This is a genomic window from Bradyrhizobium sp. UFLA05-125 (genome assembly GCF_059803515.1).
In genome coordinates, this window is sequence record NZ_JBANBJ010000027.1 from 1 (window position 1) to 21,894 (window position 21,894).

At 58.0% G+C, this 21,894-nt stretch carries 21 protein-coding genes and 1 pseudogene; 13 read left to right on the forward strand and 9 right to left on the reverse strand.

What is annotated here, in order from left to right:
* Window positions 1–408: 408 nt before the first annotated feature.
* The 5 genes from SO156_RS22980 to SO156_RS23000 all read left to right on the forward strand — a co-directional run bounded on the left by SO156_RS22980 (window position 409) and on the right by SO156_RS23000 (window position 6,813).
* Entirely contained in the window at window positions 409–1,485 is a 1,077-nt protein-coding gene (locus SO156_RS22980; RefSeq protein ID WP_498536320.1) for a sigma 54-interacting transcriptional regulator, read from the forward strand.
* The gene (locus tag SO156_RS22985) at window positions 1,454–1,909 is read left to right on the forward strand and encodes an AAA-type ATPase lid domain-containing protein (RefSeq protein ID WP_498536321.1); all 456 of its coding nucleotides are present in this window, start codon (window positions 1,454–1,456) and stop codon (window positions 1,907–1,909) included. Before SO156_RS22980 ends, SO156_RS22985 begins: the two co-directional genes overlap by 32 nt.
* Window positions 1,910–1,912: 3 nt before the next feature.
* The gene (locus tag SO156_RS22990; RefSeq protein ID WP_498536322.1) at window positions 1,913–2,122 is read left to right on the forward strand and encodes a helix-turn-helix domain-containing protein; all 210 of its coding nucleotides are present in this window, start codon (window positions 1,913–1,915) and stop codon (window positions 2,120–2,122) included.
* A gap of 1,111 nt (window positions 2,123–3,233) precedes the next feature.
* Window positions 3,234–4,568, forward strand: coding sequence for an oxygen-independent coproporphyrinogen III oxidase (hemN, locus tag SO156_RS22995; protein ID WP_498536323.1), 1,335 nt, complete (start codon window positions 3,234–3,236; stop codon window positions 4,566–4,568).
* 541 nt (window positions 4,569–5,109) lie between these two features.
* Window positions 5,110–6,813: a carbon-nitrogen hydrolase family protein gene (locus SO156_RS23000; protein ID WP_498536324.1), complete on the forward strand. Its 1,704-nt coding sequence runs from the start codon at window positions 5,110–5,112 to the stop codon at window positions 6,811–6,813.
* Window positions 6,814–7,040: 227 nt separating this feature from the next.
* Here SO156_RS23000 and SO156_RS23005 read toward each other — a convergent pair whose 3' ends face one another.
* Window positions 7,041–7,670 carry an FMN-binding negative transcriptional regulator gene (locus tag SO156_RS23005; RefSeq protein WP_498536325.1) on the reverse strand — a complete coding sequence of 210 codons (630 nt, stop codon included), beginning with the start codon at window positions 7,668–7,670 and terminating at the stop codon, window positions 7,041–7,043.
* A gap of 412 nt (window positions 7,671–8,082) precedes the next feature.
* A complete protein-coding gene (locus SO156_RS23010; protein ID WP_498536326.1) occupies window positions 8,083–8,817 on the reverse strand; it encodes a hypothetical protein in 735 nt (244 codons plus the stop codon).
* A gap of 541 nt (window positions 8,818–9,358) precedes the next feature.
* Between SO156_RS23010 and SO156_RS23015 the strand changes: the two genes are divergently transcribed.
* The 4 genes from SO156_RS23015 to SO156_RS23030 all read left to right on the forward strand — a co-directional run bounded on the left by SO156_RS23015 (window position 9,359) and on the right by SO156_RS23030 (window position 12,384).
* Complete coding sequence (locus tag SO156_RS23015) at window positions 9,359–9,502, forward strand: LuxR C-terminal-related transcriptional regulator (protein WP_498536327.1); 144 nt, start codon at window positions 9,359–9,361, stop codon at window positions 9,500–9,502.
* 869 nt (window positions 9,503–10,371) lie between these two features.
* Window positions 10,372–11,097, forward strand: coding sequence for a LuxR family transcriptional regulator (locus SO156_RS23020; protein ID WP_498536328.1), 726 nt, complete (start codon window positions 10,372–10,374; stop codon window positions 11,095–11,097).
* 86 nt (window positions 11,098–11,183) lie between these two features.
* Window positions 11,184–11,816: an acyl-homoserine-lactone synthase gene (locus tag SO156_RS23025; protein WP_498536329.1), complete on the forward strand. Its 633-nt coding sequence runs from the start codon at window positions 11,184–11,186 to the stop codon at window positions 11,814–11,816.
* A gap of 253 nt (window positions 11,817–12,069) precedes the next feature.
* Window positions 12,070–12,384, forward strand: coding sequence for a hypothetical protein (locus SO156_RS23030; protein ID WP_498536330.1), 315 nt, complete (start codon window positions 12,070–12,072; stop codon window positions 12,382–12,384).
* A gap of 42 nt (window positions 12,385–12,426) precedes the next feature.
* Here the strand turns inward: SO156_RS23030 and SO156_RS23035 are convergent, their stop codons facing one another.
* Both SO156_RS23035 and SO156_RS23040 read right to left on the reverse strand, forming a co-directional pair.
* Window positions 12,427–13,716: a cytochrome P450 gene (locus SO156_RS23035; protein ID WP_498536331.1), complete on the reverse strand. Its 1,290-nt coding sequence runs from the start codon at window positions 13,714–13,716 to the stop codon at window positions 12,427–12,429.
* Window positions 13,676–14,323 (reverse strand): acyl-homoserine-lactone synthase, encoded by a 648-nt coding sequence (locus SO156_RS23040; RefSeq protein WP_498536332.1) that lies wholly within the window; start codon window positions 14,321–14,323, stop codon window positions 13,676–13,678. The genes SO156_RS23035 and SO156_RS23040 overlap by 41 nt, the downstream gene beginning before the upstream one ends.
* 90 nt (window positions 14,324–14,413) lie before the next feature.
* On the opposite strand from SO156_RS23040, the gene SO156_RS23045 reads away from it, so the two are divergent.
* Window positions 14,414–15,187, forward strand: coding sequence for a LuxR family transcriptional regulator (locus tag SO156_RS23045; RefSeq protein ID WP_498536333.1), 774 nt, complete (start codon window positions 14,414–14,416; stop codon window positions 15,185–15,187).
* 677 nt (window positions 15,188–15,864) lie between these two features.
* On the opposite strand, the gene SO156_RS23050 is transcribed toward SO156_RS23045, so the two are convergent.
* Complete coding sequence (locus SO156_RS23050; protein WP_498536334.1) at window positions 15,865–15,987, reverse strand: hypothetical protein; 123 nt, start codon at window positions 15,985–15,987, stop codon at window positions 15,865–15,867.
* Between the two features lie 896 nt (window positions 15,988–16,883).
* Between SO156_RS23050 and SO156_RS23055 the strand changes: the two genes are divergently transcribed.
* Entirely contained in the window at window positions 16,884–17,264 is a 381-nt protein-coding gene (locus SO156_RS23055) for a hypothetical protein (RefSeq protein WP_498536335.1), read from the forward strand.
* A 90-nt stretch (window positions 17,265–17,354) separates the two neighbouring features.
* On the opposite strand, the gene SO156_RS23060 is transcribed toward SO156_RS23055, so the two are convergent.
* Together SO156_RS23060 and SO156_RS23065 are read right to left on the reverse strand one after the other, a co-directional pair.
* On the reverse strand, window positions 17,355–17,834 hold the full coding sequence (locus SO156_RS23060; RefSeq protein WP_498536336.1) for a GNAT family N-acetyltransferase: 480 nt from the start codon (window positions 17,832–17,834) through the stop codon (window positions 17,355–17,357).
* A 271-nt stretch (window positions 17,835–18,105) separates the two neighbouring features.
* Entirely contained in the window at window positions 18,106–18,552 is a 447-nt protein-coding gene (locus SO156_RS23065) for a hypothetical protein (protein ID WP_498536337.1), read from the reverse strand.
* Window positions 18,553–19,240: 688 nt separating this feature from the next.
* Here SO156_RS23065 and SO156_RS23070 point away from each other — a divergent pair.
* Window positions 19,241–19,453 carry a hypothetical protein gene (locus SO156_RS23070; protein WP_498536338.1) on the forward strand — a complete coding sequence of 71 codons (213 nt, stop codon included), beginning with the start codon at window positions 19,241–19,243 and terminating at the stop codon, window positions 19,451–19,453.
* 338 nt (window positions 19,454–19,791) lie between these two features.
* Window positions 19,792–19,959 (forward strand): hypothetical protein, encoded by a 168-nt coding sequence (locus SO156_RS23075; protein ID WP_498536339.1) that lies wholly within the window; start codon window positions 19,792–19,794, stop codon window positions 19,957–19,959.
* A gap of 325 nt (window positions 19,960–20,284) precedes the next feature.
* On the opposite strand, the gene SO156_RS23080 is transcribed toward SO156_RS23075, so the two are convergent.
* Both SO156_RS23080 and SO156_RS23085 read right to left on the reverse strand, forming a co-directional pair.
* Window positions 20,285–20,566 (reverse strand): hypothetical protein, encoded by a 282-nt coding sequence (locus SO156_RS23080; RefSeq protein WP_498536340.1) that lies wholly within the window; start codon window positions 20,564–20,566, stop codon window positions 20,285–20,287.
* A gap of 718 nt (window positions 20,567–21,284) precedes the next feature.
* A pseudogene (locus SO156_RS23085) lies at window positions 21,285–21,815 on the reverse strand (IS21 family transposase); the annotation flags it as partial.
* Between the last annotated feature and the right edge of the window lie 79 nt (window positions 21,816–21,894).

A 21,894-nucleotide genomic window follows, 5' to 3' on the forward strand; every position in this document is an offset into this window, starting at 1 on the left:
GAAGCTATTGTCGCGCATCGAACCCTCCCTGCCGGGCTGGATTCGATCACCGAATTAATGAACATGCACAATTGCGACCGCGGCTTGCCGTGCTGAGGAGAAAGAAGCGCAAGACCGTTTGCTGGACGCCGCGTGGCAATCGTCACGTGCCGTACTCCGGTCGAGACCGTGGCCCGGTCCTCTTGCTTCGCTTCCTCCCGCGAGCGGCTCAGCAGTTAGCAAGGCTGGTGCCAATTGCCCTTAACGGCCACTCAATTATCGAAATTATTACGAGATACCAAATACTTACGTGAACTGAGCCAACATGGGGAGGTTCAACGCCATGGGGCTTCCATCGTCCGATTTTCCTGAAATAATGAAGTCCCCTCCGGAAGACATTTCACCATTTAATGAAAGAGTGAGGCCCAGATGGCGGAGCGTGGCTCCCGGATTTCACTGGCGGAGGCGTCCCGCCGCGCAGCCCGGATGGTCAAGCGTGGTGCCAGCAGCGAACTCGAAACCGGCGCCGCGCCGACCTTCAACGATCTCGCTGAGTCACTGCATTTCGCGCTCGGCGACGGCCGCATCTGGCTCAACGACCAGCGGATGGTGCTGATGCAGTCGCAGGTGCTCGGGCGCCTGCGCAGCGAGATCATCGACGCGTTCGGAGTCGAATCTGCGAGAGCGCTGTTCATGCGTGTCGGTTACATGCAGGGCATGCGCGATGCCGAGTTGATCCAGAAGCGCTTCCCGAATGAAGACCTCACGCACGCGCTCGCGGCCAGCCCGCGCGTGCATACGCTGGAAGGCTTCGTCAAGGTGACCACACGGCATTTCAAATTCGACCGCGACAAGTGCACCTATTTCGGCGAATTCCTCTGGGAGGACTCCTCGGAAGCGGCAGAGCACCTCGCGAGTTATGGCCTCGCTAGCGAGCCGGTCTGCTGGCTACAGGCTGGCTACAGGCTGGCTACGCGTTGCGTGGTGGTCGGCCAGCACGCAGATGCATGGGGTGATGACGCGCCTGAGCGCAACTATTTCGGGCTGGAATTGAGGAGCCGCTCTGTGCATGCGGTCGGCAAGGGCCCGATCATGACGACCGAAAGCCCGCCCCCCGCAGACGACGGCGACACAGTCGCGGTCGGCGTCTCCGCTGCATTCGTTCGCACCCGCCGCCAGCTCGAGCGCGTCGCGGCGACCGACGCCACCGTGCTGTTCGTCGGCGAATCCGGCGTCGGCAAGGAGCTGTTCTCCAGTCAGTTGCACGCCATGAGCCGGCGCAGCACCGGTCCTTTCGTCGCGATTAACTGTGCCGCGATCCCCGAGCAGCTTGTCGAATCCGAACTGTTCGGCGTGGAGAAAGGCGCCTATACCGGCGCCATCGCCTCGCGCGCCGGCTATTTCGAACGCGCCTGCGGCGGCACGTTGTTTCTCGACGAGATCGCGTCACTGACTTATTCGGCGCAGGGGCAAAGTGCTGCGGGCGCTACAGGAACGCAAGATTGAACGCGTCGGAGGCACGAAGACCATCTCGCTCAACGTCCGCGTCGTGGCGGCATCCAACGTCGATCTGACTGCCGAAGTGGCGGCCGGACGTTTTAGGCAGGATCTCTATTTCCGGCTCTGCGTATTCCCGATTGCGATCCCGCCGCTGCGAGAGCGGCGCGACGACATCCCACTCTTAATGGCGCATTTCCTCGGCATCTATTGCGCGCGGCACGGCCGGCACCTGATGGGCTTCAGCCGGCGCGCCACCGACGCGCTGTTCAAATACGATTATCCCGGTAACATCCGCGAACTGCAGAACCTGATCGAGCGCGGCGTCGTCTATGCTGACGACGGCGGCATCATAGATATTGGTCATCTCTTCAGCGGCTCAGAGCTGCTGCCACCATTCTCAGTCCAACTCACAAGTGAAGGGCGACTGTGACGCATGCCGCTACTTGAAGTGGATCCACCGTCAGCGAAAGACAAGAGCACCGCCTCTGTCAACGGTGGCGCATCGTCTCCGGACAAGTCGTTTGCAGAGATGGAGGTCGCCGCTTATCGCTCCGCGCTGGCCCAGGCAAACGGTAACGTGTCGGCCGCCGCGCGCCTTTTGAAGATCAGCAACTCGACTATCGACTTCGCCGCCTTGGCCTAAGACCATAGCGAAACATCGTTCCACTCGCATGAGTGGAAAGGGCTTTCTGGTTGGCATCCGATGATGGCGCTTCGCTTTTACGAATCGGCGGTCTGACCGAAGAACCGGGCCTGCAGCACGCTGCGCGAGGCGATAACTCGGGTGGGCGAACTGGTGCGCGGTTTCGACGGGTCATCGCACGGGGCGTGCCATCGGGGGGCCCCAGCACAAGCATTAGCCTCGCAGTCGAATCCAAAGACGTTAGGTAAGGAATCCAACACGCGCGTTCTGTTGATGCGCTGGATTGTCAGGCTTACGACGAGACCTCGCTGAGCTGCGCAGGCGAGATCTGCTCCAAGCGCCCCATTTCGCGGGTCCAGCTGGCTGGCACGGTTGTTGCCAACTTCTAATGTCAAACTAACAGGACAAAGAAGATGTTGCGATTATCCGCGGTCACATTGCTCATAGTCCTGCTTCTCCACCCGGCATGTGCCAAGCACACTAACTCGCCGGTGGCGCACGCTCTCGGGCGCGTGACAATCGCCGACTTTTCCGGGAAGTGGTCTAATGAGAATCCGAGCAGGGGTATTATCACACATATATTGATCGACCAGCAGTTCGACAAAGCCCTCGTTCATGCATGGAGCAGATGTCAACCGACCGAGTGCTATTGGGGCATCGCGCAGACGCAGCAATCCAAGTTCGACTATGGAAGCCTGGAAGTTAATTGGAACTCGGGGTCTTCGGTGAGACGGGCAAGGTTGACACTCAGCGGACGTGATCGACTGGAAGTAAGGACGCAGGTTCGCTACTACGACGACTCCAGCAGATCGGATTACGATGCCGTTGACATCCTCATCCGGACACCTGAGGAGGCGGTGGGCAACAGCGCGATCAAGACTGGGTATTCGCCACCTCGCGACCTAAGGACGGCCGTTTCAATACCGCCGCTAGGAAGAGCTGCGGTGGCCTCGTCCCGCTATCCGGAAGCCCCCCGCAGCACTCGAACTCAGATGCGTTTCGCGCCGGCCATATGTGAGCGCGCTTTCATCTCAGGATTGATCGCGCACCGCCTACCGCTCATCGCGACTGAGAGCAGGGTGATGCAGATATAGGCAAGGGACAGTGGCCGTTGGATACCTCAACCTTAAACAAGTATTTTGATGCCCGCCTGCCTTGGTACACGATCTATCCAACCGTACCGCAGTTTTCCGATGCGGTCGGTGCCAAGGCTTGTGAGACATGGCTGAGGAGCCTGCCCGCTGCCGAGCCAGTATCGCTCTATCTCCACGTTCCGTTCTGCCGCTCGATTTGCTGGTATTGTGGCTTTCCAACGACGATGACCGACCGGGATGCGCCGATCCAGGATTATTCGGCGGTGCTGCGTGAGGAAATCCGCTTGGTCGCGGAGCTAGTGCCGCAAGGGTTAGTCGTGAGCGACATACACTTCGGCGGGGGCTCGCCCACTCTCATCAAGCCAAGGGAGTTCTTGGACTTGATGGAACACTTGCGCCTTCATTTTGCATTCAGGAGATCGGCAAGCATTGCCATCGAGATCGATCCGCGCACATTCACGGCCGAGATGGCCGAAGCTTTAGAAACAGCCGGCGTGAACCGCGCGAGTCTCGGCGTGCAGAGCTTTGATCCCACCGTTCAAAAAGCGATCAACCGGGTTCAGACTGAGGCGCAGACGGCGGCCGCCGTCGAAAATCTACGCCAGCGTGGAATAAGCCGCATCAACTTCGACCTGATTTACGGACTTCCAAGGCAGACGGTGCAGTCATGCGTACGCACCGCGACAGCAGCCGTGGCCATGCGCCCCGACCGGCTCGCGGTTTTCAGTTACGCGCATATTCCTGCCTTCAGGAAAAATCAAACCCTCATCAACGAGGCAGCGCTACCCGATAGCGTTGCCCGTGCCGAACAGGCGGCGGCCGTGGCCGATACGCTGGTCGCTGCCGGTTATCGCCAAATCGGACTCGACCATTTTGCCTTGCCTGAGGATGATCTCGCGCTGGCGCAGAAAGCCGGTTGCTTGCGGCGTAACTCTCTGGGGTACTCGGCAGACACCTGTAAAACCCTGATTGGCTTCGGTGCGTCGGCCATCGGCCGCTTGGCGGAGGGTTACGTCCAGAACGAAGTCGCAGCGGGTTCCTACAGCCGGCACATCCGAGCTGGCCGCCTGGCGACATCAAAGGGCTACCATCTCACCCACGATGACCGGGTCCGAGGCGCGATCATCGAGCGGCTGATGTGCGATCTAGAGGTCGACGTGCCGGCAATCTGCTTTGCTTACGGATCCGATCCGGCTTCTTTTCTTGATTCAGCTGAACGCTTGGCGAGACTCGCCGACGACGGGATAGTGGACATTGAAAATGGGTTGATCCGTGTGAGGCGGGAGCACCGTTTTCTAATTCGCTCTGTTGCCGCAGCATTCGACGCTTATCCATACCGCTCGCCCTGTTAGCACATCCAAGCAGCGCAAGGGGTCAACGTGAGCATAGCGACGGCAAAGCCGGCACACCGGGACGAGTGCAGCGACGAGACCGGTTTAATAGCGGCCACGACGTGAGAAGACCGTAATAGCGATAGCCGAAGGCGAGCTCTCCCGCGAGTGCCGCAGCAGTTCCTTACTTGCGCGACGGGATCGTTACCCGAAGGGCCGAGACGCCACTTCCGTGGCGACTCGGGGCGCAGCCTAAAGCGCGATGAGCTTGGCATGAATCGTCATCGCGCTTTAGGTTGTGGTTTGAGCGTGATCTTTTCGGAGAACCGCTTCACACTTTTCCGGATCATGCTCTAGAGCCCGGTCCGCCCGGGGCGGACGCACCCTGCTCGCTCGGCCGATCCGCCCGTTGTCGCCTTCAGATCTCGCCAAAATGAACCCGCACCGGGGGCACGAGGCGAATTTCGGCACGCACACTGCTCTTTAGAAGCAGCGGTATCGATCAGCAAATCGCACATCGCCGCCTTATCAACTGTCACTATCGAGGCTAACGGAGCATCCCATGAAGTCCTATCTATATCGCGCTGCCGCAGTGCAGACGCTCGCCGAGGTCGGGAACGTCGAGGCGAATCTTAGAATCTGCGAGCACTATGTGAAACAGGCTGCCCTTCAGGACGTACGTCTTATGGTCTTTCCGGAGTGCATGAACGCCGGATATCTTTACGATTCAATTTCGCACGCTCGAAAGGTCGCGGAGCCAATCAACGGGCGCTTTGTCAGCAGCCTTGCGAAACTCGCGCGCGAGAACGATATGTTCGTCGCCAGCGGCATGACGGAATGGGATCCGAAAGCGGAGAAGGTGTTCAACACCGGGATATTGCTCGACAGAAAAGGAGAGCTTGTGGTCCACTATCACAAGCAATTCCTGACGACGCACGACCAGAACTGGTTCGCGTTCGGCGAGCGCGGTTTCCCGGTGGTTGAGACCGAGCTCGGCAGGGTCGGGCTCATGATCTGCTTCGATGGCCGCATCCCTGAAATTCCGCGCTGCACGGCCTTAGGTGGAGCACAGGTCATCATTGACATGGCCAACTTCTTCCTGATCGATCAGGCTGACATGTGGCGTCCTGCCCGCGCTTTCGAGAATGGCGTCTGGATATGCGCCGCTACGAAGGCAGGACAGGAGCGATCGATCTACTATCCGGGCGGAAGCATGATCGTCGACCCCAGCGGCAATCTGCGTGCCAAGGTCGCTTGGGACACACACGGCATGGCCATCAGCGATATCGACCCGACGCTCGCTGACAACAAAGCCATGACTCTCGGTGCGGACAAGTTCGCCGACCGCCGGCCCGACACCTATGAGATTCTGACGGCTGCCTATGCGGACACGAAAGTCGCCGAAACCAGCAATCGGCCAATCGTTCCGGGCAAAATGACGTTCAACATCGCTGCGATCCAGAGCCATGTATCGGAATCTCCACCCACGACCCTCGATCGCGTAGTGGAGCAAGTTGGGCATGCGGCAAGGTTCGGTGTCCAACTCATGGTGCTACCGGAATATTTCGCATCGCCAAACTGGAGGATCGATCTCGCCGAGGCGAAACGGCTGGCCGCGATGAATGGCAAGCTTCTGAACACGTTTGGCGCGCTCTGCAAGTCGGAAGAATGCGCAGTCCTCGTGCCGAATGTCGAAGAGGCGGCTGGAAAGCTCTATTCGACGTCCTTCCTGATCGGACCGGACGGCAATGTGCTGATGTCCTACCGAAAGGTCCATCTCTTTGCGGATGAACGTGCATGGGCGACGGCTGGTTCGGACTACCCTGTCACCGAAACGCCGTTCGGGCGCATCGGCGTCATGATGGGATATGACGGGATGTTTCCCGAAGCCGCCCGTTGCCTCGGAACCAACGGCGCCGACGTAATCCTGTGGCCATCTCGCTTGCAAGATCGCAAGGAGCGGACCTTGCTGGCCGTGCCACGCGCAGTGGATAACCGATGTGCTGTCATCCTCGCCAACCGTGTCGACGCGCCATTCGGCGGTGGCAGCATGGTGGCGTTGCCCGCCCAGTTTCCAGTGTGGGACGTCGATGTCGCGATTCCGTACTATCCGGACATGCACAAGGTGGTCCTGGAGGTCATCGAGATCGCCAATGCGCGCCAGAAGCATATGATGGCGAATGTTCATATGTTCGCCAAGCGTCAACCCTGGACCTACGGCGCACTCGTCGAGCCACATGGCGTTAAGAACACCGCCGTGAAATAGGCGAGCGCAGCGCAAGATGGCGGCCGGTCACGGGGCCGCGCCGTCACTGTCGCACCAATGGCGGGCCAGCCTCCGTCAACCATTCAATCGAACCGGAGAGCGTTTCCCTTCGATTATCAGCTGGCAGGCCGCTTCGCCAAAGCGAGACTGATGCCTGCCACTCGCATGCGGCTTCCGACTTTTCGAAGCCAAGCTCGCTCACCTATCGTCGCGTTGCGCGGCTTGTCTTAGCCCTGAACCGGAATAAGACAAGCCACTTCCCGATCCCGCGGCTGTTCGCTCGCGGCAAGGCCGGCGGCGACGCCTATGCGGTCGGCTACGGAGCAGTTCTGGCTCATCTTGTGCTTGCCCTCGAACCTGGTCACGAGGATGCGCACCCCGACGATGCCGCGCAACTCTGCGGCAATGAAATCTGCGGGGGCGTCGCTGACTGCCCAAGGGTTCGCGCGCGACGTCTCATGAAGGTCGGTGAGCCGCGTCACCACCTCGCGGAGCCGTTCCGGCTCCTCGAAAAACTCAACCGGGCCGTAGGCGTGGACGGCGACGTAGTTCCATGTCGGCACCACCTTTTCGGTTTCTGACTTGGTGGCGTACCATGAGGGCGTCACATAGGCTTCCGGGCCCATGAAAATCGCTAAAGCCTCTCCGATTGGAGCCGCGCGCCACTGTGGATTGGCCTTTGCCAAATGCCCGTACAGCACCCCGTACTCCCCTGCCGTCTCATCGAGCAAGAACGGCAGTGGTGTTGCGATTGGTCCTTCGGCTGTGGCCGTGACGAGGCTGGCCAAACGAGCGGAGCGGACGGTCGCCCGGATGTTTTCGATCTCATCATTCCTGAAAGCGGGCGGCACATACATGGTGGTTCTCCGTTCTTCGATCCGGAGATAGCCCCAATCTGGTTCGCTTGGAACTGCCAGCTATGATGGTCGAGTTGCGGCCCTTTCGACTATCGCAGGGAATGAAGCCTCGCCATTACTTCAAGTACCGAAAAATTGGCGTCTCGGTCTCAACGTGATTGGCAACCTGCTGCCGGACGGTGAACCAATCCGGCAAGGGTGCTCGCCGAGCCGGTTGGGGCAAGCGGCACTGATTCTCCAGCACGAAGCAGGCGATCAGCATCACCGCCGCAAGAACCCGAGAAATTGCTTACCGGGTACGGTGCTCGCGTAACGGCGAGCACACCTCCAAACATTCCAGAAAATTTCGAATCTTTCCGAGGCTTTGCTCAACCCAACGTGGCTGCTCAAAGAAACCTTTTTACGTTACGGCTCAAGCCTTTCGGGGAGGTCCTCGCCGCGGGCGAGACGCTGATGAATACTTCGTCTGGCGCTTGAGGAAATGAGCAACAGAAATGTGCTGATCGGGTGAGATCGCCTGACCACCCTGTTCCTGGAAAATTCGGACGGTTTCCTTCAACGCAGTTTCCCGGTTTGGAAGCGCGAGATCGTCAGGCCAACAATTGGATCGACGAAAATTATAGATTGCAAGATAGAGCGACTTATCCAATTGCTTTAGGTGCGGCATCGAAAGCCCTGCACGTAAGAACGGCCCCCAAACCCTTCGAAAAAACTCGGGAAGCCCCTCATCGGAGCGCCTTTTCCCAGGGTATTTTTCAGGAGCTTCTACGGGTAACTCGACCCTTTCAAGTGCTTTCTCCAAATGCTTCTTAGCGTAGTGGCGACGATCAAATAGGACATCAAATCTTACCGGCAAAACGGTTGGATGGCACTTCTGAATGTATGAGACCAATAGCAAAAAAACGTAGTGTGCTTCCCGTTCATGAAACAGTATTTCTTTAATCTGCATTAGCTCGCTTACGTTGCCCGGCAACTTTGCTTCAACGGCGACCGTTACTTCAGCGTTTTTGCCGCAGATGGAGCTCTTGTAACCATTACGTACGCAGCTCACGCTTGTGATGCGAGCCGGCGCAAGCTCGTGCAGACGCCTCTCGAAGCTTTCCACAGACTCACGCGCTTTCCGATAACGCGCCAAACGTCCCTGCATTAGCTGCCTTTCCAGCAATGACTTCTATCGACTCGCGCGAATGATCCGCCTGCTTCTCCTTAAGAGCTCGGTTGATGCGCATTTGAACCCGCCGAACGGCAAGCAGACCCAGGCGCGCCTGGATCTTTCCGGATCTGAGCCTGCCTCCGAGAGCAAACGAATAACGCCAATATCCAGTTGCCTCTCGGCTAAGTGAGTATGAGGCACCTCGATGCGTACCCTCGTATTCTGCAGGTGGATTTGTGCGACTTGGCATGACCGGCCTAGACTAATTGCATCCAATCACCGAGGATCGGATAGTCGCGGCCGCGCCAATCCGCTTGACCACCCACGGCCGAATATGCCGGCATAGATCTTCAATGTGCTGGGCCCCGCCATTTGATGACCAGGGAATATCATGCGGATTCGGCGCACTATTCCTGCCGTTATCCGCAGAGATTGCATTTTTTCGGCGCGATCATCGTGGAATTCTCGGTCTTGCTGCAAAACCGTTATTTGGCTTTGCCAGTCAGACTTGCTGTGATGAATGGACCGAGGGCGAATGACCGCTGTCGAACTCCTCGCGCTCTGCTTCAGGCTAAATGTCAGCGAGGTGACGGTGAAGGTCAATCGTGCGCGGATGATGAGAAAGCTTGAGCTTCGGTCACCCGTAGAGGTCGCGAGGCTCGCGGACAATCAGTACTGATGTCGCGACAGTACGTCGAAGCCTCGTCCGATCAAACGTAGCTCACTTTCAAGCCAGATCGAAAGCGCCCGCGAAAGTATGCGGCGACGTTCTATGTAACATTCTCCAGGGCCCGATCTTCGTGCGCGGCAGGGCCGAGCTCAATTTCGTATTGGCCAAGATGCCCTCGCCTGAGGATCGGCAGGACTTCGAGACGCAGACACTGACTTACGACCAGATTGTGGTCTGTGCCGCAGGGAGCCTCCCCCGCCCGCCGGATCGGATCAACCATGACCTAGGCTCGCGCAACCTGCCGCATGCGACGCCGGGGTGCATCGGGCTCGCCTCCCCTCTCGTTTTGCCATCATCTGCCTGCACAAAGGCATACTCGAATAGGCTTTGACGCCGTTTACTCACCGTGCTGCCGACGCCACGACTACGATGGTATCGAAAACGCTTCCGAACACTGAGGGCGGCGGGCTAAAGTCCGCGGCCGCGGGGATCATCGAGGCGCTGAAGACGATCTGCGCTTCCTGAGCAGGGGCCGACAGCCATAGCAAAAGGCTATGGCTTCGGTAAGATTATCTCTAGTATCAGAAACTGTTTTGCTCGGAGCCCAGAGAGCCGGGTTGCTGGCCGATGGGGACAGGGAGGATGGACCCAATCAACCGCAGATGTTTTTTTGGCGCCAGAAATTCGATCTAACGAAAGTCGGCGACTCTATCGGAAGCGTAATGACGTTTTGATTTTGGGTTTGCCGACCAAAGGATTGGCGGCAGCCTCTAAGGAACGCGACCAAGATAGCCGGTAACGGAACGCAGCTCCACACGGGTGGTCGACCGCGAACAGCGCGACCAGTCTGAACAAGATAGCACCGCTAAGGTCATGCAATGCATCGTGTCTTTCAGGAATTTACCGATCTCATAGCTCTGGCCGAAGATTCTCAGGATTTTTGCAGCGCCATGTCCGGCCCAGCCGCAGCGCTGGATCTCTCATGCTTTGCCTATCTTGCACTGCCACGGCGACCACAAGAAAGGCCCTGCCTCATCTCCACCTACCCATCCAAATGGACATCGCACTATCTCCGCAACAACTATCAATCCATAGATCCGGTCATCGAAAAGGCGCTTCGAACGGACGATCCCTTCCGTTGGGGTGTCGGCTTATCATCGAGGTTCTCCTTGACGCAGCAACAACTGTTTGAGGAGGCAGCGGCATTTGGCATTCGATACGGATTTACTATTCCCATTCACGATAATCATGGTCCAGTTGCCGCATTGACGTTCGCGACTGACGCGAGACACGCCAAGTTCGAGGCCTGCATCAACTCTCAAGAGCACCTCCTTCAGTTCCTCGCGATATCGTTTGATGCTCACGTGCGCCGGAAGTTGATGCGCACGCGCGAGATCAATGGGATAAAATTGTCTGCCCGCGAGTATGAATGTGTTGAGTGGGCTGCTCAGGGGAAAACGACATGGGAGATTGGTCGAATTCTTGGAATTTCCCATCACACGGTCGCCTCTTACCTAAACAATGCGAAGAAAAAGCTCGGCGTCCGTACCGTGATTCAATCGGCAGTCCGCTTTACGGCTGCTGGAAAAAAAGAGCGAAAATAAGACCTACTCCTCCTGTGGTTGCAGGTGGTGCGTTGGTCTCCTGATTCCGCTCCAAAGGGCTAGACACATCTGCCCTCGGAGGGAACATGATCCAACTCATAACTCGGGCATCGTATGAAGAGCTTTCGAGCACGCTCTCAGGCATGTATCAGTTGCGCTATCGCACATTCAAGAGCCGCTTGGATTGGGACGTTCAGACGAGCGGCGGCATGGAAATCGACGAATTCGATGCACTGGGTCCAGCCTACCTCGTGCAGCTCTCTCATGCGGGTCAGGTACGGGGCTCGGTGCGATTGCTACCGACCCTCGGTCCAACGATGCTACGGGACACGTTTCCAATACTTCTCGCAGGCAACCCAGCTCCATCGAATCCGCTCGTCTGGGAAAGCAGCAGGTTTGCCATTGATATTTCGCTTGAGGACCCAATAGGCGACCATGGAATAGCTCGCGCTACGTATGAGCTGTTTGCAGGCATGATCGAATTCGGGCTATCGCGAAAGCTCACCGACATTGTTACCGTCACGGACAGTCGGATGGAACGGATCCTCCGACGGGCGGGTTGGGCGTTGAGGCGAATTGGAAGCCCCTGCAGGATCGGCCCTACCTCGGCTATCGCAGGCTATCTTGGAATTTCAAGTGAAGTTCTTTTGGCGATGCGCAGCGCCGGTACTCTGTCCGGGCCAGTCCTTTGGACGCCAGTGATGTCGGCCGCGGCCTGAGGCTCCAGCTTGACAGGAATCTTCTTGAAGCGACCGCCCTGCGTATTCCAGCATTCGCCGGCAAACATGACACGACGAAGATCAAGACTGCGGCCAGTTTTTTCTCAGCGGCGACTGACTGAACGTCATTCAGGTAACCGCCGTTTCCGCGGACCGGGTCTCGGCTGGACGAGAATTCGGATCGAGACGGCGACTAGGGCCGCTTGCCGAGCGGCCTGGAAGTTGGCATAGTTGTCACGTTGCTTCCGGCCGATTGATCAACCTCAAGGCGAGCCATGTCAAGGATCATGACGACGAAGCTCAGGCCGGCCTGTTCTGCGCAGGTGATAGCCTCGTCAAGTCTTCTGCAAAGCTGCTCAATGTTCGCTTGCTGTTTCATCGTATTTTCCGTTTTGAAGGAGCCAGAATGACCGATTCCCGCCTTGCCGAATTCCTTCGGTCCCAGGAGGGACGAAATGTATCGCGCGAGACCATCGAGAGCCTGCGATTGCTGAGAATGTTCATCAATCTTTCTCCCGCGCAGCGCCGCGAAGTAATCGAGCTAGTCGAGCAGTTTTCAGAACGCTGATCGCAGCGCCCGGAGGATTTGTTCAGGCCGATTTTCGCTTGCCTATGCAACATGCTGTCGCATCCTTGCCTCAGCCCGAGGCCGCAATCGCAGTTCGATACGCGGTGGCAACAAGGTAATTTGTGGCGTTGGCTTCCCCGCCGGAACTTCGGACAAGATCTCCAGTCTGCTCGAGGCCGATAGCTCGAGCGCCAGCAATTGGAGTTCGAGTAACCCGAGGCCGATGCCAACACAGGCGCGCGGCCCCAATCCGAACGGCATGAAGGCGGGCGTGTTATAGGCACGGTCAAGCCGGAACCCAGCTGGATCGCCCCAATAACGCTCATCGCGCTGCAATTGCCACGGGCTAATAATGAGAGACGTTCCGCGCTTCAAATGCAGTCCGCCGAGATCCTGCGGTACCCGTACCTCCCGCGAAAACCAATAAAATGGTGGATAGAGACGGAGCACCTCGCGCGCGACGCGAAGGCTGATCTCAGCTTTCGGCAATCTCCGTGGATCGATCTCTCCGGAATCGTCCATCATCGCTTGCGCTTCATTGGCAAGGCGCTCTGCGAGACACGGCTCCGTTGCGAGATAGTAGAGCAACCAGGCAGCCGCATTTCCCGTGGTGTGATGCCCGGCAAGCAACAGCAACAGGATTTCATCGCGCATATCGTCAGGAGATAGCATGAGCCCTTGCAAGGCCTGAACCAAGGTGCCATCACCGGCTCTGTTGCGCACTCGGTCCACGACCTCTCCCATGATGGCCCGGCTCCTTCGCGATTGTCGTCGCTTCAAGAAGCTACGCCACGGCGTTCGCGGCAAGACGCGAAAAAGGCTATCGGCCATTTCCTCTTCCGCCACATGCACCGCTTCCATCAAGGCGGATTCATCCGCTGATGTCAGAGCGCCGTGGCCGAACAGCAGGGCGACAATCATTCGAAGGGCCAGCGGCGCGGTGACCTCATGGGCATCGAAACAGGACTCACGAACCAGAAGCGATGCCTGTCGCCGGATCAAGCCCGTGATCTGCGGTACGAAATCGTTCATGATGCCGCGTGCCAAATGCTGATGAATGATCGCCCGACGTCGCTGATGCTCAGCACCGCTCAGCGTGATCGAACTGGTGCCGATGACGGTCCGGAGTTTGTGGACCAATCGCCCCTTGTCGATCAACGTTTCGTCCGCTCGCAGTACGGCTTTGGCCACCGCCGCGTCGGTGACAAGGTAAACCGGCGAAGGACCGAGGTTGAGCCGAACAAGAGGTGCGGCTCCCGCGGCACTGCGTTCCCTGAATAAGGCCAATGGATCACGCCGAAAGGCGTTCACATCCGAAAATAGATGCTTCATCGCAAATCTCCACAAATTGCGTGAGTGCAAGGAGCGCACGGAAAGCAGGCGAAAGCTCTCGAGGAATGGGGATCTCTCCGGCGACAGCGAGAATCCATGCGCCATCGTCGCGAAAACCGACAATTTGGGCACTGCCGTAGCGCGACGTGGAAAGGCCGATCCGATTGAGCAGCCTTTCGTGCGCGAGCTCTGCCAACGCAACCAGAGCGACCGCATTGCGGGCCAACGCAAATCGCATCAGGAGGCTGTAAAGCACAGTGCCTGCTTGACGGTTGTCGGCCACAACGCCGAACCGGCTGATCTCGACGTAACCAGCACCTGTCGGGAAAGGCCTGTGCGTGGCCATATGCGAAAATATCGTTTGCGCTAGATATGGCCGATCGCAACTGATGGCGCGAAAGCAACCGATCATTTGTCCTTCCAAGGACAAGCCGCAGTAGACGGCGTCGTCTGTGTCAAACTGATCCCGTTCACGGTTCCCATCCGCCGGTAACGACCAACCCAACTCGCGCACGAAGAGCCGGTGGCGCAGTCGAAACAGAGTCTCGGCGAGGTCTGGACGTGTCGCGGCGGAGAAGAACGCTGCCCTGTATCGCGGTTGCTGCACTTCCCGGCTCCCCATGGCCTTGCATCAGCTTCGGGAAGATGATGGGATCGCCCTTGATTTTGAAATTAGGAATTTTCCCAAGGTTTGAGGATGGGCGCTCTGGAACAGGATTTGAACGCGTTGGAGGTTTGCGCCTCGACCGCGGAGATTCGCGCAGTTTTTCAGCGCATTATTGAAGATTACGGCTTTAGTACCTTCGGATTCATGGACGCATCGCATCCATGGGAAGACGAGCCGCTGCTCGTCTCCACCCACGCGCCCGCCTGGATCGACACCTATCGGTCAGAACACTTCATCAATACCGATCCTTGCCTGGCCATGGCCCGCCGGACAAATCTGCCCTTTCATTGGGGAAGCGTGCGGCTGCCGCCCGTGACGGGCAAGCGCAAGCCGGGAGCGGTCAAGACCATGGAGGCCGCGCGCGATTTCGGTGTCAATGAGGGGCTGACCATACCGGTTCATTACAACGACCCGCTTGGCCGTCGTTATTCCAGTGTCTGTGCGTTGTTTTGGAAGGATCCCCTCAAGGGGTTCTTCGCGAACCTCAAGCACAACGGTATCCAGCTCCACGTGATTCTGCTCTATCTCGCTCAGAAAATCGTGGATCTGCACGCGATCGAGATCAAAACCTCGACGAGGACCGGTCATTTTTGCGGAGCTCTGGTCTGCGTTTTGACCGACCGGGAGAAAGAGGTGCTCAAGTGGGCTGGAATGGGAAAGACTTCGGACGAGACAGCCGTCATATTGAGCGTGAGCCGCAAAACTGTGGAAGCTCACGTTAAGAGTGCGATGATCAAGCTCGGAGCCACCAACAAGACACAGGCTACGGTGCAGGCGGTCTACCGCGGTTTGATTGACATTTGAACGGCCAAAACTGCTACGGCCATTGAGCTACTCAGCGGCAGAGGCCGTCGAGTTTCTGAGGAGCCTTGCGTGCGCGGAGGGGCCGGCTCGTCATGAACTCGACGCCGATTTCAGAGCCGTCCAGCCGGACCAACTCGCATCGGCGGTAGACCACCCCCATGGTCGACAGCAGCAAAAAGAACTACCGCGCCTTGATGACCCCCGGCGACTGGTCTATCCGAAGGTGCGCTCCCTGTCCGAGACATCAAGGAGAACGCAATCGCGTGCCATGTGCCTGTCGGCGCTCACCAGAGTTGCTCGATATCGATGATCGAGCCGGACGCGTTTTGCTTTCGCCGATCCCAACTCATGAGCTTAAGGTGGGTCTCAATCGCGTTCTGAAATAGTCTCTAACAAATCTGCCAATGCCGTAGAGCCAAACGGTCCTTGGCAGGGTATTGAAACAGACGACGACGCGAACCGAATCAGTCAGCTTGTTGCCAAGCGCAGGTAAGTGACTCTTTCCGGCAGGTAACTGACAGCCTATCGACGGCGCGGCTCCTGCGCTGAAAATCATGGACGAAAAATCGCCATGGTCCAGCCTCAACATGCCGCGCCTGCTCTTAAATCTCCCATGAAACCGATGCAGAATATCGGCGCAATTCGCGGAAGAATTGGCGAAATAATGCTCAAGAAAATTACACCAAGAAGAAATTCATGCTGGATGCGCTGAATTCAATGAACGCATCGCGTCGACGCGACGCATAGGCGACCACCTTCTTCGCGGTCAAAGCGCCGATTGTTCGATTGTTCTTCTTCATGAGCCTCCTGACTACAACGTTTTGGTAATTGAATCAGGAAGCCGTCACCGTGCAATGATATTTCTATTCCGTACTTGTTGTACGTATTGGCGCCGCTTTCTCAGACCCCGAATCGGACTCAGCATCGTGGATTTGTGGCGCTTCCGACTCTACTGATCCGGCAGCGCTTCGCTCTTGCTCAGCCCACTCCCTCAAGATCCGAAAGAAGTCAGTGACGTTGTGAACGATCTCCCGCGCATCCTCACGCGTCAAAGTATGTCGGCATGGGGCTGCCAGACTGCAATCGTCTGATCGAGACTCGCGCCTCACGATCAACTGCTCGATCACCGAACTCCCGGCGCCTGGCTGAAGCCGGCGGCGCAATTCGGTCCGCATCGCTACGATCTGCTTTGGGCTGGTCGTCCAGTGCCATGATGTCGGACATCACTAGCAGCACGATTTCGCAATGCGCATTCGGAAACTTTTGGAATGCGAAAGGTTACCAGGCGTTGCGCTTATTTCTCCGATCGATGTCGCGATGGGACATTGGAGTGTTAGCGCAGAACGAACTCCCATATGAAACCACAGAGGCGCCCGAGAAATGAAAGCCCCAAGAGACGGCGTACTGCGAAACGAAATCGATGCCCCGCACCTCGATCAGCCCGTCCTTAGCATCGGCCGCACACGCCGGCATGAGAATGCATCATGCTTCGCGATACGATCGTGTGCTGGACCACGTACCGATTGGGAACGTTTTGCACTGCAGCGCGATTTGGTTTGACTTTTCGGACTACCACAAAAGACAATAAGCGCGTCCCCTCGGCTCGTTCCGTTAGGAATGAACGCGAAGGGGGTGGTTATCCGAGCTCCTCAAGCCTTCACCGGGTTGGTTTGCCGATAGTACGGGGGACACAGCCGTGGCGGGGCTGGCCCCTGGATCACTCTCGGTAACAGGCCTTGTGCCGCTCGCGCCAGGCAACAATCTCGAGGTCCTGCCCGCGCTGCTGCTCCTGTTTGAGCGTATCGTCAGCCGCCTGCCTGAAGAGCTCCTGGTGTTCCTCCCGCGAGCCTTCATCTCGGTTGCGATGAAATCTGCGAGAAGCGCCGCCTCCATGTTGGTTGTCGCGACGTCCCATACTGCGCACGAGCGTGGAGATGATCGAGAAATTCTACGCTTCGCACATCAAGAACCAGCTGAGCGCGGCGGCAATCAATATCAACGGTTGCCGAAGGTCGAAGACAAGGCAGCTGCGGAGGACGGTCAATCCCAGCCGACCAAGCCCGCCCCCACCAAGTGAAAACTACAGCCGCGCACGAACTACGTTCGGCACAAGCCGCAACACTCACCCGCTTGAGCCTTGCGCGATGGCCATCTAACCGCCTGCGTATCACGTCAACTCAAGAACCATATACTTTGCCCGCGCATCATAGCTTGCGAGCTTCTGGTTCAGATCTGCGTCATCCAGCGTTCGGAAACCATGTCTCTCCCAGAACTTGGCTGAATTGTTCACCGCCACCAGCGAGAGGTTGGGAAACCGGGCTTTTTTCGCGTGCCTGACCAGCTTGAGCACGACCTCGGAAGCCGCACCACCGCTGCGCGCCTCCGGCAGCAACGCGATGTCATGAATATAGTAGGTTGACGCGGGCTCGGCGACGGCGCCCAAAAGGACATTTAGTGCGGGAGGCTTCTTGAAATGCCAGGGATGGCTGACGATGTAGCCGGCCAGGCCGTCCCGCCTGCGCTCTAGCACGAAACATCCCTCACGGTACAACTCAAGCCGCTCCGAGAAAACGGCCGCATCCTCGGGGTAGTTCAGATGGACGCGATCTGCGATGCCACGAACTCCAGGAAGATGGTCGGGCTCCATCGCTCGCCACGGCATGCAAAACTACTTTCAATGAATCTCCCAAAGTATAACAACCACTAGCACCGATGCGAGCGTGGCGGAACTGCTAGATGCATCGGACTTAAGCCATCGAGTGCCCTAGGGGAAACCCTGGGGCAGAACTGCTCAAAGTCCGGGAAACCTTCACCGGCAATCACGAGCCAAGCCTCCGCCAGGGGAAGATGTAAAGACTAGACGGGCAGCACCTACAGCGACATCGCCAGGGTGAAGGGATAGTCCAGACCACGAACGCCTAATGGCGGCGGCGAAAGCCGAAGTGGTACGCAAATCCATGGGGCCGCAAGGCCTGTGCCGGTTCGAGTCGGGCCGCCCGCACCAGGTTATCCAATTCGAAGTTTTGAGGTGACGATGAAAGAGCGATTTGAAGGAGAGCAAAACCACCCTCAGCTCTTTGCGTCCCTGCGCCGTCGGGATCTTGGGGAGGCAAGCTGGAGATTGCAAACGCCCTGGCCGACGTGGGAGAGGTTATCGAGTTCAGACCGGGCGAAAACATCATGTCCAACATGCTGTCGATAACGACATCTATCTGCTGGTGACTGGGACGGTCGCCGTCATAGTGAACGGCGCGCAGGTTGCCCTCCGATCGGCCGAGCAACATATCGGAGAGATGGCGGCAATTGGAGCCGTCGCTGCCACGCGCAGCAACCGTAACCGTTCTAGAACATGCAGTGGTGCTCAAGCTGACCCGCGCAGCGTTTGTGGCTGCGGGCGAGGAGCGTCCCGAGGTTGGCTGCCGATTGCCCAAGAACTCTCAAAACGGCTGTATCAGTGCAACAAAACCATTTATCTCCCAAACCAAGCGCCCAAGCTCTTCATCATCATGTCATCGTCCGAAGCTTTGAGAATCGCTTATGCGCTGCTTGGCGGATTGGAAAAAGACGTGTTCGGTACCGTTTGCCAAATTCCGCCGGCGACGGACATAGATCTCACAAGCCGGAATATTCTCAAGCTACCCTGCAATTCGAGAGGTCGTGCCGCCACAATGGTGGAAAAATCGGCACGCGGTGCATCTTGGAACACGCACCGCGTGCCGCCGAAGCTCGTACCAGTGCGCGGGCAACCCGCTTGCCGAAACGGGCCGCCTCTTCAACGAGCATCAGCTTGTCGGGTATGCCGCATCCACCTGACGAGAAGCTGACGGGGCGGCCACTTGCATCTGTCTGATCCGGAGACGCCATGACCATTCTTGAGGGCTATACGAGACCTATTGCGCGCTGGAGGTGAAAATCACTTGCGTTCCGCCGCACGATACCGAAACCATCTGCCTCTACTCGCAGCATTGAGGCCGGCGCCATGATTTCGCCTGGGCGATCCGCTAATTCATCATTGTCATGCAGCGATTCGCGTGAGGCATTGGGATGCCCAACTTGACGATCTGGAACAAGCTAACTCGCAGGGAGCAGAGAATTATTAAGCTGTTCGGCGGAGGCTCCACGCATGGCGACAGCCTGATCGAGACGGTCAACCTCATGCGGATGGGTCTCGTCGCCGAGAACGGTTTAACCTCCTCCGGCCTTGAGGTCTTCATCGCTGCCTTCAAAGCGCAGCGAGACGCGCGTCAGCGGGAGTTGCTGGCGTAGATCGCGCGGCGCTACCAGAACGGCAAGCCGGGCGCGAGCGCTATTCGTTAGACGGATCGGGTACGCTGGTGCACCGGGCCCGACACCAAGCTGAAAGTCTCTTTGAAGGGATCGGCTTGTGCCTATGCTTGACCATACTCTTAAGCGGACGTGACGGCGCTGGAAGCGATCACGGAGACGTTCTCGAAGGACAACAAGGCCGGAGCGTCGAAGAGACGCTGTTACCAGGCGCGGTCGCTTTCGAGATAGACCCGGCGACACGGTCACCTGGCGCCGGAAAGCACGTCAATTGCCGACGCCGATGGCCGACGATCCGCCGTTTGTACCGGCGGTGGTAGATGCCGTGGTACCGACCGTGGCTGTTGGTCAATCCCGGCAGCCGCAAAAGCAAGCTCTTGCGCCAGCGCATTCGTTCCGCCGGAAGCTGCATCCGCAACGCCAAGATTATGTCCGATGACGTGGCGCTTCTGGATATTCAGCATCAAAACCGTAAGCGCTTCAGGTGAAAGCGCCACATGCCCTAACGGAGGCCGCCCGTGCAACGTTGACACGCAGGTTCAGTGCCACACTTCCAACTCTGTCATTCCCCACCCCCCGCGGCCCGCCTTGATCGCCGCAGGCTGCCATCAATTGCGCGGAAGTTACGCCTAGGGCCGGCTTATGCCGTTTCGTTAATCCGCGGAGGTCTTGCCTTCCCCACGACGAAATAAACGAACCCGTAACCCGGGATGAGCGCCGACAAGGCGCAATTGAGGATGGACCTGCTTTGCAGTCCTCGAACACGACGGCTGTGGTCCGAATAATGAATTTCGCTCGAGCGGGATGGTCATTCTAAATCGCGCCCATCTTCACGCAAATTGCGTAGGCAATCACAAACGCTGGCAAGAATAAGAAAAACCATACGAGGGCGTTCGGATCGCGATGCGATGCGAACTCACGGTTTGCATCAGTCTCTTGGCCGTGCGGGACGATGGAGTAGAGCTGACTTGGACGCCTTCGCCTGGCTGCCTTCCTTAGCAGTTGCTTCAGGGCGGTTTCATGGTCGATTTCTCGATCGGACATCGGCGCGTTACCTCCAAGCCAACCATCCAAAGCGCGGAAACGACTGCGCATAGAAACAATCCGGCTACAGTAGCCAGACCAATCAAGAGGCGTTCTGGCAAATCCATTGACGGTCCTCGCCGCCAGCCACGTTAACAGCGCGTGCAAAGCAGACGGCGGTGCTGGCGACGCTGGAGCCGCCCGCTCTTAGAGCGCCTATCTGAGCGCAAACCATATCGGGAAAAAATGGCAACCGAGAAACCATCTATGGGTATCCCCACCACAATGGGTTGCACCAGCGAGCACGATGCCGATCATTGCTTCTCTGCGGGGGCGTCGCTGGGCGGTTCAGCCGGCGATGCGGGCAGCGGAGCTTCCGGCGCAGCAGTACAGGCGCCCGCCCATAGTTTAGTGCCCCTGACCGTGCCAACCAACTTGCAACCCATCGGGGCTTGCTGCTTTGCCTGAACTGGCGGCCTTTTAGCGGCTCTCGGCGGAGCGGTTTGAGCGAGCGCGCTGGTCGTAAGCAGTAGCGCGACAAGTCCGATCAGCGGCTTCATGGTCCTCCCCAAAGCTTATTTCGCCTTCAGTCCGATATCGACGAGCCGCCGGATCGCCTCTGGCCGTCCGGCAAGGTCGTCCTGAGCTCGGCGCCAATCATCCAGCGGCTTTGCCAGTTCTGGCTGAAGCCACACCAGCACCGCCTCGCCGGCTTCGGACTTCTTTGCTGATTTCGTGATATCACGAGTTGATGCTCATATCTCATGATATCATGAAAGCAAACCGGGGCGAACAGGCCCGGCCGGCGGTGATGACCGCTCTTCGGGTCATCGGTCAGAGCGCCCTCGCCATAATCCTGGGCTTCCTCGCCGGGGGCAAACTCGATACGGTCAAACTGTTCGGGATCGATGTGGCGCAAGGCACGCACGAAGCGCTTGACGCTCTCGTAGCTGGCAGTGAAACTAATCAACCAGATCCTGATAGATCGCCTGCGCGTTGCGCCTCAGGCGGGCCTGCAGCTCGATCCATTCTCGTTGCGGTTCACAGGCTGAGCAGGCGAAATCAAACGTCTTGACGGCCACCGTCATTCCGATAGCCGGGGCTCGCGGAGATGGGGGAGTTTGGCCTTCGGTAGCCTCAGAGCCGGCGGTCACCCCGGGGATATTTGCCTCCGCGCTCGCTGGTATACGAAAAATCGCCTGGTAGCGCCGGATCGTCTTGCGGTCGGTCTCCGTCAGCCGCTGGATCTCTCGTTGGCTCGTCTGACGCTCAAGAACGTAAATACGGTGCTTTGCAGATGCGGCTTCAAGACGTTCGCGATGCGAACTTACGGTTGCATCAGTCTCTTGGCCGTGCGGACTGGGCCCGCGTCAGCTTATCTTCGATGCCGATGTGTGATG

Coding starts and splice junctions, on each gene's coding strand:
- SO156_RS22980 (WP_498536320.1), top strand. CDS start 409: ATGGCGGAGCGTGGCTCCCGGATTTCACTGGCGGAGGCGTCCCGCCGC.
- SO156_RS22990 (WP_498536322.1), top strand. CDS start 1,913: ATGCCGCTACTTGAAGTGGATCCACCGTCAGCGAAAGACAAGAGCACC.
- SO156_RS23000 (WP_498536324.1), top strand. CDS start 5,110: ATGAAGTCCTATCTATATCGCGCTGCCGCAGTGCAGACGCTCGCCGAG.
- SO156_RS23005 (WP_498536325.1), bottom strand. CDS start 7,670: ATGTATGTGCCGCCCGCTTTCAGGAATGATGAGATCGAAAACATCCGG.
- SO156_RS23010 (WP_498536326.1), bottom strand. CDS start 8,817: ATGCAGGGACGTTTGGCGCGTTATCGGAAAGCGCGTGAGTCTGTGGAA.
- SO156_RS23015 (WP_498536327.1), top strand. CDS start 9,359: ATGACCGCTGTCGAACTCCTCGCGCTCTGCTTCAGGCTAAATGTCAGC.
- SO156_RS23020 (WP_498536328.1), top strand. CDS start 10,372: ATGCATCGTGTCTTTCAGGAATTTACCGATCTCATAGCTCTGGCCGAA.
- SO156_RS23025 (WP_498536329.1), top strand. CDS start 11,184: ATGATCCAACTCATAACTCGGGCATCGTATGAAGAGCTTTCGAGCACG.
- SO156_RS23035 (WP_498536331.1), bottom strand. CDS start 13,716: ATGAAGCATCTATTTTCGGATGTGAACGCCTTTCGGCGTGATCCATTG.
- SO156_RS23045 (WP_498536333.1), top strand. CDS start 14,414: ATGGGCGCTCTGGAACAGGATTTGAACGCGTTGGAGGTTTGCGCCTCG.
- SO156_RS23050 (WP_498536334.1), bottom strand. CDS start 15,987: ATGAAGAAGAACAATCGAACAATCGGCGCTTTGACCGCGAAGAAGGTG.
- SO156_RS23060 (WP_498536336.1), bottom strand. CDS start 17,834: ATGGAGCCCGACCATCTTCCTGGAGTTCGTGGCATCGCAGATCGCGTC.
- SO156_RS23075 (WP_498536339.1), top strand. CDS start 19,792: ATGCCGTGGTACCGACCGTGGCTGTTGGTCAATCCCGGCAGCCGCAAA.
- SO156_RS23080 (WP_498536340.1), bottom strand. CDS start 20,566: ATGCGCAGTCGTTTCCGCGCTTTGGATGGTTGGCTTGGAGGTAACGCG.